Source organism: Streptomyces dioscori (assembly GCF_003024195.1).
In the GTDB taxonomy this organism is placed as follows: domain Bacteria; phylum Actinomycetota; class Actinomycetes; order Streptomycetales; family Streptomycetaceae; genus Streptomyces; species Streptomyces dioscori.
On sequence record NZ_KZ679063.1, the window covers coordinates 71,607 to 85,590 of the forward strand.

12 protein-coding genes are annotated in these 13,984 nt (G+C 67.8%); 9 read left to right on the plus strand and 3 right to left on the minus strand.

What is annotated here, in order from left to right:
* Positions 1-76 precede the first annotated feature (76 nt).
* On the minus strand, positions 77-496 hold the full coding sequence (locus tag C6Y14_RS41450) for a winged helix-turn-helix transcriptional regulator (protein WP_107022106.1): 420 nt from the start codon (positions 494-496) through the stop codon (positions 77-79).
* 87 nt (positions 497-583) lie between these two features.
* On the opposite strand from C6Y14_RS41450, the gene C6Y14_RS41455 reads away from it, so the two are divergent.
* The 3 genes from C6Y14_RS41455 to C6Y14_RS44385 all read left to right on the plus strand — a co-directional run bounded on the left by C6Y14_RS41455 (position 584) and on the right by C6Y14_RS44385 (position 5,462).
* Complete coding sequence (locus tag C6Y14_RS41455; RefSeq protein ID WP_107022123.1) at positions 584-1,405, plus strand: NAD(P)H-binding protein; 822 nt, start codon at positions 584-586, stop codon at positions 1,403-1,405.
* Between the two features lie 594 nt (positions 1,406-1,999).
* A complete protein-coding gene (locus C6Y14_RS41460) occupies positions 2,000-3,985 on the plus strand; it encodes a hypothetical protein (RefSeq protein WP_159074410.1) in 1,986 nt (661 codons plus the stop codon).
* A 202-nt stretch (positions 3,986-4,187) separates the two neighbouring features.
* Positions 4,188-5,462: a hypothetical protein gene (locus C6Y14_RS44385; protein WP_159074411.1), complete on the plus strand. Its 1,275-nt coding sequence runs from the start codon at positions 4,188-4,190 to the stop codon at positions 5,460-5,462.
* Between the two features lie 51 nt (positions 5,463-5,513).
* Here C6Y14_RS44385 and C6Y14_RS41465 read toward each other — a convergent pair whose 3' ends face one another.
* Positions 5,514-5,897, minus strand: coding sequence for a hypothetical protein (locus C6Y14_RS41465; RefSeq protein WP_107022108.1), 384 nt, complete (start codon positions 5,895-5,897; stop codon positions 5,514-5,516).
* Between the two features lie 1,024 nt (positions 5,898-6,921).
* Between C6Y14_RS41465 and C6Y14_RS41470 the strand changes: the two genes are divergently transcribed.
* Positions 6,922-7,314, plus strand: coding sequence for a hypothetical protein (locus C6Y14_RS41470; RefSeq protein WP_107022124.1), 393 nt, complete (start codon positions 6,922-6,924; stop codon positions 7,312-7,314).
* Between the two features lie 111 nt (positions 7,315-7,425).
* Here C6Y14_RS41470 and C6Y14_RS41475 read toward each other — a convergent pair whose 3' ends face one another.
* Entirely contained in the window at positions 7,426-8,091 is a 666-nt protein-coding gene (locus C6Y14_RS41475) for a TetR/AcrR family transcriptional regulator (protein ID WP_107022125.1), read from the minus strand.
* A gap of 109 nt (positions 8,092-8,200) precedes the next feature.
* Between C6Y14_RS41475 and C6Y14_RS41480 the strand changes: the two genes are divergently transcribed.
* From C6Y14_RS41480 to C6Y14_RS41500, 5 genes are all read left to right on the plus strand, one after another.
* Complete coding sequence (locus C6Y14_RS41480; protein ID WP_107022109.1) at positions 8,201-9,148, plus strand: SDR family NAD(P)-dependent oxidoreductase; 948 nt, start codon at positions 8,201-8,203, stop codon at positions 9,146-9,148.
* A gap of 150 nt (positions 9,149-9,298) precedes the next feature.
* A complete protein-coding gene (locus C6Y14_RS41485) occupies positions 9,299-10,018 on the plus strand; it encodes a GntR family transcriptional regulator (protein ID WP_107022110.1) in 720 nt (239 codons plus the stop codon).
* A complete protein-coding gene (locus C6Y14_RS41490; RefSeq protein WP_107022111.1) occupies positions 10,015-11,028 on the plus strand; it encodes an ADP-ribosylglycohydrolase family protein in 1,014 nt (337 codons plus the stop codon). The genes C6Y14_RS41485 and C6Y14_RS41490 overlap by 4 nt, the downstream gene beginning before the upstream one ends.
* Positions 11,029-11,096: 68 nt before the next feature.
* Positions 11,097-12,581, plus strand: coding sequence for a purine-cytosine permease family protein (locus tag C6Y14_RS41495; RefSeq protein ID WP_107022112.1), 1,485 nt, complete (start codon positions 11,097-11,099; stop codon positions 12,579-12,581).
* Complete coding sequence (locus C6Y14_RS41500) at positions 12,578-13,543, plus strand: PfkB family carbohydrate kinase (protein ID WP_107022113.1); 966 nt, start codon at positions 12,578-12,580, stop codon at positions 13,541-13,543. Before C6Y14_RS41495 ends, C6Y14_RS41500 begins: the two co-directional genes overlap by 4 nt.
* Positions 13,544-13,984 lie beyond the last annotated feature (441 nt).

The following is a 13,984-nucleotide window of genomic DNA, read 5'->3' on the forward strand; positions in this document are numbered from 1 at the left end:
GCCCGAGTTCTTGTGCATCGGGCGCTGAAAGCTGCGCCCCGCTGACCCGGCACCTCCCGGTGTCGGCCTCCCCGCGTCAGCCGATGTCGTGGTCGGGGTGGGTCCGGTCGTACGACTCCCGTGCGTCGGCGATATCGGCACGGTGGGCGAGGGACCAGTCGGCGAGCGCCTTGACCAGGTGCGTCAGGTCGGCTCCCGTCCCGGTCAGGCGGTAGTCGACCTGGGCCGGGACCGTCGGATAGACGGTGCGCAGTACGAGGCCGTCCCGTTCGAGCCTGCGGACGGTGAGGGTGAGCATGCGCTGGGAGATGCCCTCGACGGCGCGCTGCAGCTCCCGGAAGCGGCGCGGCCCGCCCGCGAGTTCGACGATCACGAGCACCGACCACTTGTCGCCGATGCGGTCCAGCACATCGCGTATGCCGCAGTCGGGGTGCTCTTCGAGACCACAGGGGTCGAGAGCGGCGGGGGTGGTTACCCCGGTGTGCGTGAGTGACATCGAACTGCCTTCTTGTGGCCGGTCAGCGTGCGATCAAGGATCAAGCGTAATGACCGACGAGAACCACGACGGAAGACTGTGATGGCCATGATCTTGGTGACGGGAACAGGCGGGAACCTCGGCTCCGCCACCCTTGCGGCGTTGCGTGCCGGCGGCGTGGCGGCGACGGGTGGCAGCCGCACGCCGGGACCGGGGACGAGACACCTCGACTTCGACGACCGTGCGAGCCTCGACCTCGCCGGGGTGTCGACCTTGGTGCTGATCTCCGCCGGGTACGCGGAGGACGATCAGGTCGTCGGACGGCACGCGGCGGTCCTGGACGCCGCCGTACGCGACGGTGTCGACCACGTCGTCTACACGAGCCTGACCACGGCCGGTGACCATCTCGGGTTCGCTCTGGCGCACCGGGCCACCGAGCGTCTGGTCCGGGCGAGCGGACTCCACTGGACGATCCTGCGCAACGGTCTGTACGCCGAACTCTTCGGCGGCCTGCTGACATGGGCCGGCGAGGGGGTGGATTCCCCCTTCGGGGACGGCGCCCTGGCCGCGATCGCGCGGGAGGATCTCGCCGACGCCGCGGCCGCCGTCGCGGCGAATCCGGCCGGACACCGCGGCCGGGTCCACGAGTTGGTGGGCACGCCGATCACAGCAGGTCAGGTGGCTGACAGGCTGGGGGTTCCGCATCGCACCATCGGACTGGGGGAGTACCGGCGCAGGCTCCTCGACGAGACCCCCGGGCTGCTGCTGTTCCAGCCGCCCATGCTCGCGTCGATCGCCTCGGCCATCCGGCACGGCTTCCTGGACGCCACCGCTCCCGATCTCACCGATCTCCTCGGCCGCCCGGGCCGCGACCCGTTGGCTTCGGCGGTCACGGCTGCGGTGGCCGCGCGCCCGGAAGCCACCCTCTAGCGGAACTCCCTGGCTCCGAACTCGCCGCCGGGCGCCCACGGTTCACCGATGCGTGTGGCCGAATCCGCCGACCTCGATGTCGCCGGGCTGATCGACGGCGACGGCCGCCGCGCGAAGGATCGCCTCCGCGGGGATGCCCACCGCGGTCATGTTCGTGCGTATCTGCTCGCGAACGTGCGGGTCGGTCGGGGAGTCGGCTCGATCGGTGCGGATACACCCCGGTGAGACGGCGCCCTGAGTTCGGTGCGGGCGGTGCGGACGGCCGCGGTGTATCCGGCGGCACCGCTGGTCTGGGTTCCTCGTGCTGTTCACGGGCACGGGCATGATCGGTTTTGGACAGGCGCTGGGACGGGGCGGTTACTGATGTGATGGTGTCGTCGGGTGTCGGCTTCGCCTGTTGCAGGGTCTTCAGCTGTGGGTCCGGTGCCCGACGGCAGTCGGGTCGGCTTCGCGGGTGCGTTACGCAACGTTCCAAAGGGGTGGGCGAGTTGGCTGTTCCTGTCCTTGATCAATTGTTGTGTCATGGGCATATTCCTCGTCATGGCGTTGGTCCGGCAGGGACTACGTGTGGTGCGGAGCAGGGGGATGGGGACCATGGCGGAGCTGTTTGCCGGACTGTTGGAGGGTGTGTCCGAGGCGGTTGCGGAGAGCACCAGTCTTCAGGGCAATCACCTGCTGGAACTCGCCGTGCCCGACGACGCGTGGCGACAGGTGCTCTGCGTGACCTACCGGCTGGAGCGCCGCGCGGACGTGCCGGCGAACTCGTTCCGGCTCTCGGCACAGGCCTCGACGCCCCTTCCGTTCCTGGTCCAGGTGATGACGGAGGACCAGCAACTGATCAACCAGGTGGACTTCAACGGAGGCCCGCCCGCGGCGGCGATCAGCGGCTCGCTCACGTCGTACAACGGGCAGATCCTCCACATCCGTATGAGCCTGGACGGCAACCCGCTCGTCTTCCATCTTGACCTGGGCCAGCCGGCGTCCGCAGCGCTCAGTGGCCGCCTGCTCGCCTTCACCCTCGCGTCCAGGCCTCTGCCGGCCACACCGGAGAACGAACAGTGGCCGCGCAGTGTCACCAGGCAGGCGTTCGTGCTGGGCTACGAGGACCCCGTCACCGGACAGATCACACCGCCGTGCCGGACCATGCCGCCCGCCCTGTCGTCCAGCCGGGTGCGGCAGGCGTTCCTGGACCTGACGAATCTGGGCATCCGCTCCCCGAAGGTGTTCCCGTTGCTGAGCGTTCCGACGGACGGCGCTGCTGCGCAGGCGTTCCGCGACGCGCTGGGCAATGTCGACACCGACGCGGTGGTGGCGGAGATGCACCAGGGACGTCAGCTGACGGCGACGCGGACGGGCAGCGGTGCTTACACGTTCCGCTTCGTGCCGGACGCCCGCTACACCGGACCGCGCCTCCTCCTGGTGGAGACCTATCAGCTCACCTCGGTGCCGCTGAGCTACGGACCCGGCAGGGTGATCAAGACTTTCACCCTGCTGCCCGGAGAGCGCACGACGATGCGGGTGAGCTCCTACAGGCGGTCGTCGCAGAGCATCCAGTCGACGTCGTCGGTGCTGGACTCCACCAGCGACGAGAGCGAGCGGGAGTTCGAGCAGGCCGTCACTGCCGAGCAGGGCAACTCCGCCGAATCGTCAAAGAGCTTCGAGTACAACGCTCAGGCTTCCGCGTCCGCGAAGGGCTCCTGGGGCTGGGGCAGCGCGAGTGCCTCGGTCAGCGGCGGAATCAGCGGCAGCAACAGCTCCGCCCGGCAGGAGTTCGCGAAGAATCTCACCAGCGCGGTCGGGAAGAACGCCGCGAGGGCTTCCGCGCGCCGTGAAGTGACCGTGGACACCAGCATGGACATGAAGCTGGAGGAGGGAGAGGAGTCGGCGGTCGAGCGGACCATCGAGAACATTAACACCAGCCGCACCCTGAACTTCCTTTTCCGCCAGATGAATCAGGAGTACGCGGCTGTCCTGCACCTGGTCGACGTCCGTGTCGCGTTCTTCAGCGGCCACTCCGAATCCCGCGAGGAGGTGCCGCTCGCCGAGCTGGACTCCCTCCTCGACCGTGTCCTGAACGTGCCCAGGACCGCCGAGGTTCGCCGGCAGATCCTCGACCTCGTCGGGGCCACCCGTGACCTCACCGGCAACACACACCCCGGCTTCGTACGCACCCAGGCACCCGACGGAACCGAGCTGGCACCGGCCGTCGACCCCACCTACACCAGCGACTACACCACACCGGACGGTCGCACGATCACCCTGCCAGGCATCGTCACGGCTGCCGAGCGCCACGTCATGCGCACCGACGGCGTCACCGTCGACGCCTTCCTCGGCGAGGGCCAGGGTCTGGACGCCTACTCGACCGGGCTCCAGGAGCAGGCCCTGCGCGCCCAGGCTGCTGACAACCTCCTCAAAGAACGCGAAGCCGACCGTCTTCAGATCGCCCTGGAGATCGCCCGCGACGGCGACCAGAAGCGAGCGGAGGCATTCCGGACCCTCTTCATGCCCACCCAGATCGTCAACCAGATCGATCACGCCGCCGTGAACACTGCACCCGTCAACGGCAAACCCAGCAGCTGACATCGAAGTGCGCACCAAGATCGGCCGCACCCTCAGTCCTCCGCTCCGGTGGATCAGCCGGGAACATCCGGTCGTGGTCCCGAGCGCCGACAGACATTGTCGAGTGACGTGATGCCGCGGGGCGGGGCCGGTCGTGCGGCCGATCGCGTCGGCCGTTCCAGCCGGCCGCACGCGGCCGACGAGTAGAAGGAGCCAGAGGGTTGTGGATGACGGGAAAAGCGCAGAAGGCAGTGATGAGCAGAAGAAACCGCTTGCGAACACCGAAAAGGTATTGAGATCTCGGTGGGGTACGTCTGAACCGAAAGTTCTGGGGGCGAACGTTCTCAGCGTGAAACCGCTCCAGTATCAGGACGAGGTACTCGACGGAATACAACATGAGAGTACGGACTATGTGGCCGTGCCGGCGCAGAACATCAAGGGCTGGCCCGATGTTGAATTCCTCGGGGAAACGGAACCTCCGAGACTGAAAGGAGTCCTGCTCAAGACCGATGCTAAAAATGGAAAAATGCGCCTGGTGCTGGAAGGGGAACGCGACTTCCGGTCCTTCAAGAGCATCGGACTTGCCGAAGGGGTGTACCCCTCCGGGACGTACAGGGCTAAAAAAGCGGATCGGGCGGCGAATCCAGGCCCCTGGGACAATCAGCTGAACCACGTCAATTCTTTTTGGAGGCCGCGCAAACCCGAGGACGGGGAGTACGAAGTACAGCTCAAGGTGAGTGCTTTGATGGCCGAGGCCATCAAAGCGGACGAAAAACAGCACATCGATGACCATCGGGTGGCATATGAATTATCCCTGAGGCTTTTGCAGCGTCTGGTCGTTTCTGTCAAGGAAGTCGAAAAATCCGGAGAGGAAGGAGAGTTGGAGCTGCTCGGAAGACTCACCGACAAGGCTCTTCAGCAGAATTTCGGCTACCTGGTACCTGAACGTCCTGACGAGCTCGAATCGTGGGTGACCCGCGTGCATGGCGTTTATGGCATCCTCCTTGACCGGTCGAAAGAACGCGACAGGATGGGCTGGCACAAATCCAAAGCGGGAGAGGCGGAGCTGATCGGGTCCACAATTTTTCTTGAGCTTGTGTCAATGCGTGACATCACGTCGAGTGATTCGCTCATAGATCCTGGGATGATCGGTCGTGTTTTCCACTTCGACAGCTTCGAACGGTATCGTGAAAGCGGGAAAGGGGAAGGTGTACCGTTCAAGAAAGGGGACCGAGTGAAAGTTCGGAAATCTGCGGTCTTGACTAGCACGTCCTATGACATCTACAGCGCCCCGGATGGTGAGTCAGTCGACACGGACGCGAGGGTCGCACAGAAGCTGAAAGAAACTGCGGGCGCATTTTGCAGTGTAAAGCAGCGAACGGCGGATGCCTGGGTCTCAGTGTCTGTCAAGGACACCGAATGGGCTGTGCTGGGGGATAAAGTTTACGTCCTTGTCTCGGTCAACGAGCTGGAGAGAGAAGAAAGTTCAATGGAATGAAAGGCAGGCCACCCAGGCCGTCGGAGCGACCAACGACAGCATCCGGCGTGGTCAGTAGTCGGTCAGGCAGAGCGCGTACTTGCCCGCGGGCCGGACTTGGGTGGTCTCCGGCAGGTCGGCGCAAGGGCGGTGGCCGGGGTCGCGGATGCTGCCGACGACCTGTAATGCCCCCTGGGCACAGTCGACGATCCGGAGTTGCCGGGTCACGCAGTCGCCGAGCCTCCACGGGGCGGCTGAGCTGCGCGCATTGGGCGACGGAGGGGCCTTCATGGCCGTGGGCTTCGCGGCGGGGCGCGGCTCGGCCGGCTCGGGGGTGGTCCACTCTGTGCCGTCGAGCATGTGGTGGGTCGTGGCGGCGGCCGTGCCGATCGGGACGCCGACGAAGAGGACGAGGTAGGTGATCCCGCGGGCGATGGTGGTGAACGTGGGGCTCATGTCGTCCTCTTGGTGTGGCGGCGGATGCTGTCGTTGGGGTTATGGATCGCCCGGGCAGGCCGGATGTGCCCTACACGCGACCTCTCTTCGCGGGGCGCCGGGTCGGGGGTGCTGGCGGTGGCTTCTGACCTGCGACAACAACCGTCCCCATGGGAGTCGACGGCAGGGGAGGGGGTCGGCGGGACAGCGTTCTTGTGTGAGCCCGGGCCATCTCCCTTGCCCGTGCGGACGCCGGTCTTCCCCTCGATACCCGCGTCTGCGAGGAGCGCCTTCGCGACCTTCGTGTGCGCGACGTGCACGTCCCGCTGGAGCCGCGTGAGGGGCACGCCGTTGTCGTCGCCGACGGGGCGACGCAGCGCTTCCTCGACGTCTGGCGTCGACGGTTCCGACACCTCGGTCTCCTCGCCCTTCTCGCGGGCGGCTTGCCACGCTCCGACCTGTTGAACGCCGATGCTGCCGGGGGATCCGGCGACGATGTAGGCGGATTCGGGAAGACGGCTACCAGACGCCAGGCGCCCACTAGGATGACCGCGGACAGGGCGGTCAGGGGGCCGCTGCCACTGCTCTCCTCGTCACCCTTCCTCCTCGACGGCCGCCGCGGGCTCGGCTTCGGACGGCTCGGCGCGGACTCGCGACGCTTCACAGCAGCCCCACCACGTGCGCCCGTCGGCAACACCGGTGGGCGGCAGCCATACCGACGAACCCGCGCGCCGCCGGGCACCTGGTGCGCTGTAGCGCGCTGTCACTCTGGACGAGGAGGACCCGCTACGGGCTGACCGCTGCGGTCTGCCCGTTGGAAGCCGCCGCCCTGGCCGCTGCCGGAGACGCAGGCGCGGATGGCTACGCAACCGTGCCGCACCACCGCGCCGAGGCCGATCCGGCTGTCTGGACCGCCGACCTGCCCGCCGTGCTCACCGCCCTGACCCGCACGGAACCGCGGGCGTCCCATGGGAATATTCTTTGCAACCCAGGGTTCGGTGAGAACTCTTGCCCTGCCTCGCGTCCATGCCGAAGGGAGTATGAGTTGATCGAGTGGGTGCGGATAAGCATAGGCGCCAGGGCCGTTCCCCAGCCCGTTGCGACTCCGATCGTCTGGTTCGCGGCCTTCACCGGCGCTCTACTGCTGGTGGCGATCACCAACCATTTCGGCGAACACGGACACCCCGGCACGGCCCTGCTCGCGCTGTCCCTCCTGGCCGCTGTACTCGGACTGTGCGCCCGCTTCACTGCCGCGCCAGGTACCGCCGTACTGTGCTGGCTGCTGCTCAACGGCTTCGCCATCCCGCCCCTCGGACAACTCACCTGGGCCGGACACCGCGACACCGCTTGGCTCGCGTGCCTTCTCGCCGCAACGGCTTTCGGAACCGGCCTCGCTCGCATCGCCAACGCCCGCGCCGCGTACCGACGTATCACGTGAGCTTGGCATTGACGGTCTGTCATCGAACATTGCCTCGAACCGTCTGGAGTTTCGGCTGAGCGCAGGACATGAAGGTGGCCTTCGCCAGGCCCGTCCTGCACAGGTCCGCTGTCAGACGCGGGGCAGCACGCCCAGGAGCGTTGCGGTGAGGGCCGACTTCAGGGAGTCCTTCAGTGCCAAGTGGAAGCGCGCCAGGTCGGGTTCGGCCCGGTAGGCCGCTTGGAGGCTGGGTGGGGGTGTGCTGTATGCGGACAGCGCTCCGGCCAGGACCATGGTCTGCAGACTGAAGAGGGTCGCGCTCTCGCCCAGCTCCGGCAGGTACTTCTGGATCGTGGTGGTCATGGTGGTCAGTCGGTCCAGGGAGGCGCGCTTGTAGCGGGCTACGACCTCGACGGAGACGTTGCGTTCCAGGACGGTGCCCTGTGAGCCGAAGAGGTCGCACAGCACCACCCGGTCGGAGAGTGAGCGGCTGAGGATCTCTGCCACCGCTGTCGCCCGCTCGGCCATGGGCAGATCTTCGTCGACGCCGGCCGCCAACTCGCCCGCCAGTTCCGTCAGCCACTCCTGCAGGAAGTGGTCCAGCAGTTCCAGCAGCACCGCTTCGCGGGACTCGAAGTAGCGCAGCACGTTCGGCTTCGCCAGGCCCACCCGGCGGCTCAGCTCGTTGAGGGTGACCGCGGCCACGGGCATCTCGTCGAGCATCGCCGACGCCATGTCGAGGATGGCCCGTCGGCGGATCTCCCGCTGCTCTTCGGTTCGCGCCCGCTGGAAAGTCACGATCACCAGCCTAACTTAGGTACCTGCGGTACGTTGACAAAGTACCGAGAGTACTTTAGCGTCGTCCACGCAAGATACTTCCGGTACGTTACTGAGCTGAGGGTCTGACATGAGTGAGAAGTGGACGACGGCGAACATTCCGGATCAGCGCGGGAGGGTGGCCGTGGTGACCGGGGCCAACACCGGACTGGGGTACGAGACCGCCAAGGCGCTCGCCGAGCGCGGGGCGACCGTGGTGCTCGCCGTGCGCAACACCGAGAAGGGCGAGCAGGCCGCGGCCCGCATGACCGGCGACGTGACCGTGCAGGCGCTCGACCTGACCTCGCTCGACTCCGTCCGGAACGCGGCGGCGGCGTTGCTGTCCCGGTTCGACCGGATCGACCTGCTCATCAACAACGCCGGCGTGATGTACACCCCGAAGCAGACCACCCGGGACGGCTTCGAGATGCAGTTCGGTACCAACCACCTCGGCCACTTCGCCCTCACCGGGCTGCTGCTGGACCTGATGCTGCCGGTGCCCGACTCGCGCGTGGTGACGGTCAGCAGCACCGGCCACCGCATCCGGGCCGCGATCCACCTCGACGACCTGCAGTGGGAACGGTCGTACAGCAGGGTCGGCGCCTACGGTCAGTCCAAGCTGGCCAACCTGATGTTCACGTACGAGCTGCAGCGCCGTCTCGCCGCACACGGCACCACCGTCGCGGTGGCCGCGCACCCCGGCCTGTCCGGCACCGAACTCGCCCGGAACACCCCCGCGGCCCTCAGGCTCCCGCTCACCTGGCTCGCGCCGCTGATCACCCAGACGCCGGCGATGGGCGCGCTGCCGACCCTGCGCGCCGCCACGGACCCCGCCACGCTCGGCGGCCAGTACTACGGTCCCGGCGGGCGCAACGAGATCATGGGCCACCCCCGGCTGGTCACCTCCAGCCCCGAGTCGTACGAGGCAGCAGTCCAGCAGAGCCTGTGGGCCGCCTCTGAAGACCTCACCGGGGTGACGTTCCCCGTCGGTGAGTCCAAGCAGAACTCGTTTCCCTCCGGACCGGCCACCAGGAGGTAATGATCGCCCGACGGCGCCGGGATCCCGTACGAACGCCCGGCGCCTCTGCGTGCCCGACCGGGGCGCCGCATCCCCTTTCGGCGGGGGGCTTCCGGCTCGGCTTTTGGACAGGTGTAGACAGGTCGGGTGGCTCGGGTCTAGTTTCTAGACATGCCTGGACAGGTTTATAAGCATCATCGTGTCGCTCATGTGCTCGCTGAGGAGATCCGAGCGGGAGTGCATGCCGACGGCAGCAAGCTGCCCGGCGAACATGCGCTGCGAGAGCGGTTCGGAGTGAGCCGTACGACTGTGCGGCAGGCTCTCAACGTCCTCGGCGAGCAGGGACTCATCGAGACACACGCCGGCATCGGGTCGCTCGTCACCTTCGACGGCACGCCCCTCGACCAGCGGCTCGGCTGGACCCGTGCACTTGCCGCGCAGGGTACCGAACTGACGACCGAGACCTTGCGCTTCGAGCGCATACGGGACGAGGCTCTGGCCGGCGAACTGGGCTTGCCGTCAACCCGGTTCATCGCTCTCGACCGCGTCCGCCGGCTGGTCGGCGGGCACGGTGTGTCGCTGGAGTTGAGCCGCGTGCCTGCCGTCGCCGATCTCCTCGACCTGCCGGAGCGCGGGCTCGACGAGGGCTCCCTGAGCCGCACTCTCGCGGCCGCGGGGCGTGTTCCCGACTCCGGCGAGGCGCACATCTCCGTCGTCGGACTCACCACGGACGAGGCCGCGATCCTGCACCGCTCACCGGAGGAGTCCTTCCTTCGCGTCGCCCAGGTGTTCCGGGGCGCGGACGGGGACGTCGTCGAGCAGGTCACCAGTCTGCTCGATCCGTCCAGGTTCCAACTGCACGTACGGACCGGCCGAGGAGCCCACCTGTGACCTCCACACCCGACCCCGCCCTGCTCGACCGCGCCCTCGGCGCCTTCTACGGGCTCGCGCTGGGCGACGCCCTCGGGATGCCGACGCAGGTCATGTCCCGCGCCGATGTCGTACGGGTCTACGGCACGCTGAGTGGCTTCGAGCCCGCCCGGCCCGACAACCCGGTGAGCGCCGGAATGCCGGCCGGGTCCATCACGGACGACACCGAACAGGCGGTGATCGTGGCGCGGCTCCTGGTCGAGGGCGGCGGGCACGTCGATCCTCTGCTGTTCGCGGAGGAACTCCTGTCCTGGGAGAAGGACATGAAGGCCAAGGGGTCGTTCGACCTGCTCGGTCCGTCGACGAAAGCGGCCCTGGACGCGGTGACACGCGGCGTCGACCTCACGGAGGCCGGCAAGCACGGCACGACGAACGGCGCCGCGATGCGGGTGACGCCGGTCGGTATCGCGTTCGGCGCCGACGACACGGAATGGTTCCTGGACCGGGTCGTCGAGTCCTGCCAGGTCACCCATGACACGACCATCGGGATCGCGGGCGCGTCGGCCGTCGCCGCAGCCGTCTCCACAGGCCTTGCCGGCGGCTCGCTCGACGACGTCTTCGACGCCGCGGTCGCGATGTCGGCGGCCGGTGCCAGGCGCGGGCACTGGACAGCGGGCGCCAGCATCTCGGCGCGTATCGGCTGGGCACGCGACCTCGTGGCCGACCAGGACACAGCGGCGGCGCTCGACCGGATCGACTCGCTCATCGGCACCAGCGTGGCCAGCCAGGAATCGATCCCGGCCGCGTTCGCGGTACTGGCGCTCACGAACGGTGACCCGTGGCGCTCCGCGCTGCTGGCCGCGAACCTCGGCGGTGACAGCGACACGATCGGTGCCATCGCGGGGGCGATCGCCGGAGCCATGGGAGGACTCAGCGCCCTGCCCGTCGACGCCGTTCACACCCTGCGAGAGGTGAACGATCTCGAACTGGGTCCTCTGACAGAGCAGTTGCTCACCTACCGCACTCGCTGAATCCCCCCTTTCTTTCTGTCTTCCCCTGTTTTTCCCTCTGTACCGAGCACAGGCAAGGAGGTCCCGCGATGGCCGCTTCAACGAAGAACGACCGCGTCGGCACCGTGGAGACCCGTGGGATCGAACCGGTCCCGGACAGCGAGCGGCGCGGTCACGCGAGCCAGATGTTCTGGACGTGGTTCGCCGCCAACATCTCACTCCTAGGGCTGCCGCTCGGCGCGACTCTCGTCGCCTTCCGCGGTCTGAACATCTGGCAGGCCGTTCTCGTCGCGGTCGCCGGTTCGGTGGGCTCGTTCGCGCTGGTGGGTGCGTTGAGCATCGCGGGCAAGAAGGGCGGCGCCCCCGCCCTGACGCTGTCCCGTGCGGTGTTCGGGCAGCGTGGCAACCACGGGCCGACCCTGGTGACCTGGCTGAGCCGGGTCGGCTGGGAGACGATCACCACCACCACAGCGGCGTACGCGCTGCTCGCCCTGCTCAACACGGTCTTCGGCGTCGAGCGAGGCACGGTCCTCACACTGCTGTGTCTCCTGGTCTTCATCGCCTGCACACTGATGATCAGCGGGCTCGGGCACGCCACCATCATGTGGATCAACAAGTGGGCGACCGTGGTCTTCGGAATCCTCAACCTGGTGGTGATGGGCTTCCTCGTGGCGACCGTCGACTGGTCGAAGGTGCTCGACCACCCGGCCGGCCCTGCCAGCGGCGTCATCGCGGGCATCGGATTCATCGCGGCGGGCACCGGCATCGGATGGGCCAACGCCGGTGCGGACTACGCCCGTTACCTGCCGCAGTCGATCCCGGGCGGGCGGCTCGTGCGCGCCTCGGCGTTCGGTGCCGGCATTCCCCTCGTCCTGCTGATTTCTTTGGGTTCGCTCCTCACGGCCGGTGATCCCGCGCTCGCCACCTCCGCCGATCCGGTCGCGGCGATCAACGCGTTGCTGCCGTCCTGGATGGCCGTGCCGTATCTGATCGCGGCGTTCGGCGGGCTGCTGATGTCCAATCACCTCTCCACCTACTCGGCCGGACTGACGATGATCACGCTCGGTATCCGGGTACCGCGTGCGTGGGCGGTCGTTCTGGACGTCATCCTGATGTTCCTCGGTGGCATCTACTTCATGCTCATCGCAGACGACTTCTACGGCCCGTTCAGCACCTTCCTGACGCTGCTCGCCGTGCCGATCTCCGCCTGGATCGGTGTCATCGCCGTCGACATGGTCCGAGGCCGGCAGTACGACCCCGCCGGCCTGATGGACACGGGACGTGGCAGCCGCTACTGGTACACCGGCGGGTTCAATCTGCCCGCCGTCCTCGCGTGGCTGGCCGCGATCGCAGCCGGGCTGACCTTCACCAAGGCCGCGACCGGCGCCGACGACGTGTGGTTCGCCGGCCCGTTGGCCGATTCCTGGCTCGGCACGAACGGCCTCGGGTGGCTCATCGCGATCGTCACAGCCGGCGCGGCCTACCTGCTGCTCGGACGGCGTCCACCGCTGAGCGCCGATCCGGCCCCCGACCCCGCCGCCGGTCCCACCACGTTCGAGGAGGCCACCCGATGAACGACGACTACCGTGTCGTCCTCGTGGGGAACGTCATCGTCGACCTCGTCATCGAGGTGCCCGACCTGCCCGAGCGCGGGGGCGACGTCATCGGAACCCGCACCGAGCTCTACGCGGGCGGTGGCTTCAACACACTCACCGCGGCGCGCAGGCTAGGCGCCGAAGCCGTCTACGCCGGGCTCCACGGCACCGGCCCCTACGGAGAGCTGGTGCGATCCTCGCTCACGGCAGAAGGGGTCGGACTGGTCCTTCCGGCACGCTCGGACGGCGACACCGGGTTCTGCGTGGCGCTGGTCGACGAAGGAGGCGAGCGGACCTTTGTCACGAGCTTCGGCGTCGACGCACGTATGACGGCGGATGAGACGGCGACGATCGCCGCGTCCGTGCGGAGCCGCGACCTGGTGCAGGTCTCCGGCTACAGCCTGGTGATGCAGGTGAACGGCCCTCTGCTGTCCCGCATGGTCGCACGCCTCGCGGAAGACGTACGGGTCTGTCTGGACCCCGCGCCGCTGGTGGCGGACATCCCGGCCGAGGTACTGAACCCGGTACTGGCCCGGGCCGACTGGCTGAGCTGCAATGCGCGGGAGGCCCGGCTGATGACCGGGGTGGCGGAGCCGCGGGAAGCCGCACAGGTGCTACGCGGGCGGATGCGGAGCGGGGCCGGGATCGTCGTACGGGCCGACAAGGACGGCTGCTGGCTGTCGGCACCGGATTCTCCCGACATCGTGCACGTCCCCGGGTTTCCCGTGGACGCGGTCGACAGCAACGGGGCCGGGGACGCGCATGTGGGCGCGTTCCTGGCACTGCTGGGGCGCGGAGCATCCGCCTACGAGGCGGCGCGCGGAGCGAACGCGGCAGCGGCTCTGGCGGTGACACGGAGGGGTCCTGCGACCGGGCCGACCTCGGGCGAACTGGCCGCGCTGCTGGGCGCGGAGACATCGAGTGCGCTGGGACTGAGCTGACGGACCTCTTCCACCGGGGCAAGGACGCGGCCGCAAGGGCGGCCTGGGCCGGCACTCGGTCGCTGTCGACCGACAATCCGGCCTCTCAACCCAGGCGCGCGCAGGTCGGGGAGAGGCTGTTCAGCCTCGACCGTAGTCAGGCGGCGACTGCCGCTCATCCGGTCAGGCATCGTGCCCTGACAAATCAGGCGGCGGTCGGGCAGGTTGCGGACACGAATCGGGAACGGGACGGGAATCCGTTCGGAGAGGGTTCCTCCAGCGCAGGTCGCAGCGGGTGACACACCGGACCTCCGGGCACGGACCGGTCTCCGGCCCGTGGCACACGACCTGACCGACCAGTTCGAACAACGCTGTCTGAGGAGTCCACGTGAGCTCGAAACCTGTCGTACTCATCGCTGAAGAACTGTCGCCCGCGACGGTGGACGCACTGGGCCCGGACTT

Coding starts and splice junctions, on each gene's coding strand:
- C6Y14_RS41450 (WP_107022106.1), bottom strand. CDS start 496: ATGTCACTCACGCACACCGGGGTAACCACCCCCGCCGCTCTCGACCCC.
- C6Y14_RS41455 (WP_107022123.1), top strand. CDS start 584: ATGATCTTGGTGACGGGAACAGGCGGGAACCTCGGCTCCGCCACCCTT.
- C6Y14_RS41460 (WP_159074410.1), top strand. CDS start 2,000: ATGGCGGAGCTGTTTGCCGGACTGTTGGAGGGTGTGTCCGAGGCGGTT.
- C6Y14_RS41465 (WP_107022108.1), bottom strand. CDS start 5,897: ATGAGCCCCACGTTCACCACCATCGCCCGCGGGATCACCTACCTCGTC.
- C6Y14_RS41480 (WP_107022109.1), top strand. CDS start 8,201: ATGAGTGAGAAGTGGACGACGGCGAACATTCCGGATCAGCGCGGGAGG.
- C6Y14_RS41485 (WP_107022110.1), top strand. CDS start 9,299: ATGCCTGGACAGGTTTATAAGCATCATCGTGTCGCTCATGTGCTCGCT.
- C6Y14_RS41495 (WP_107022112.1), top strand. CDS start 11,097: ATGGCCGCTTCAACGAAGAACGACCGCGTCGGCACCGTGGAGACCCGT.
- C6Y14_RS41500 (WP_107022113.1), top strand. CDS start 12,578: ATGAACGACGACTACCGTGTCGTCCTCGTGGGGAACGTCATCGTCGAC.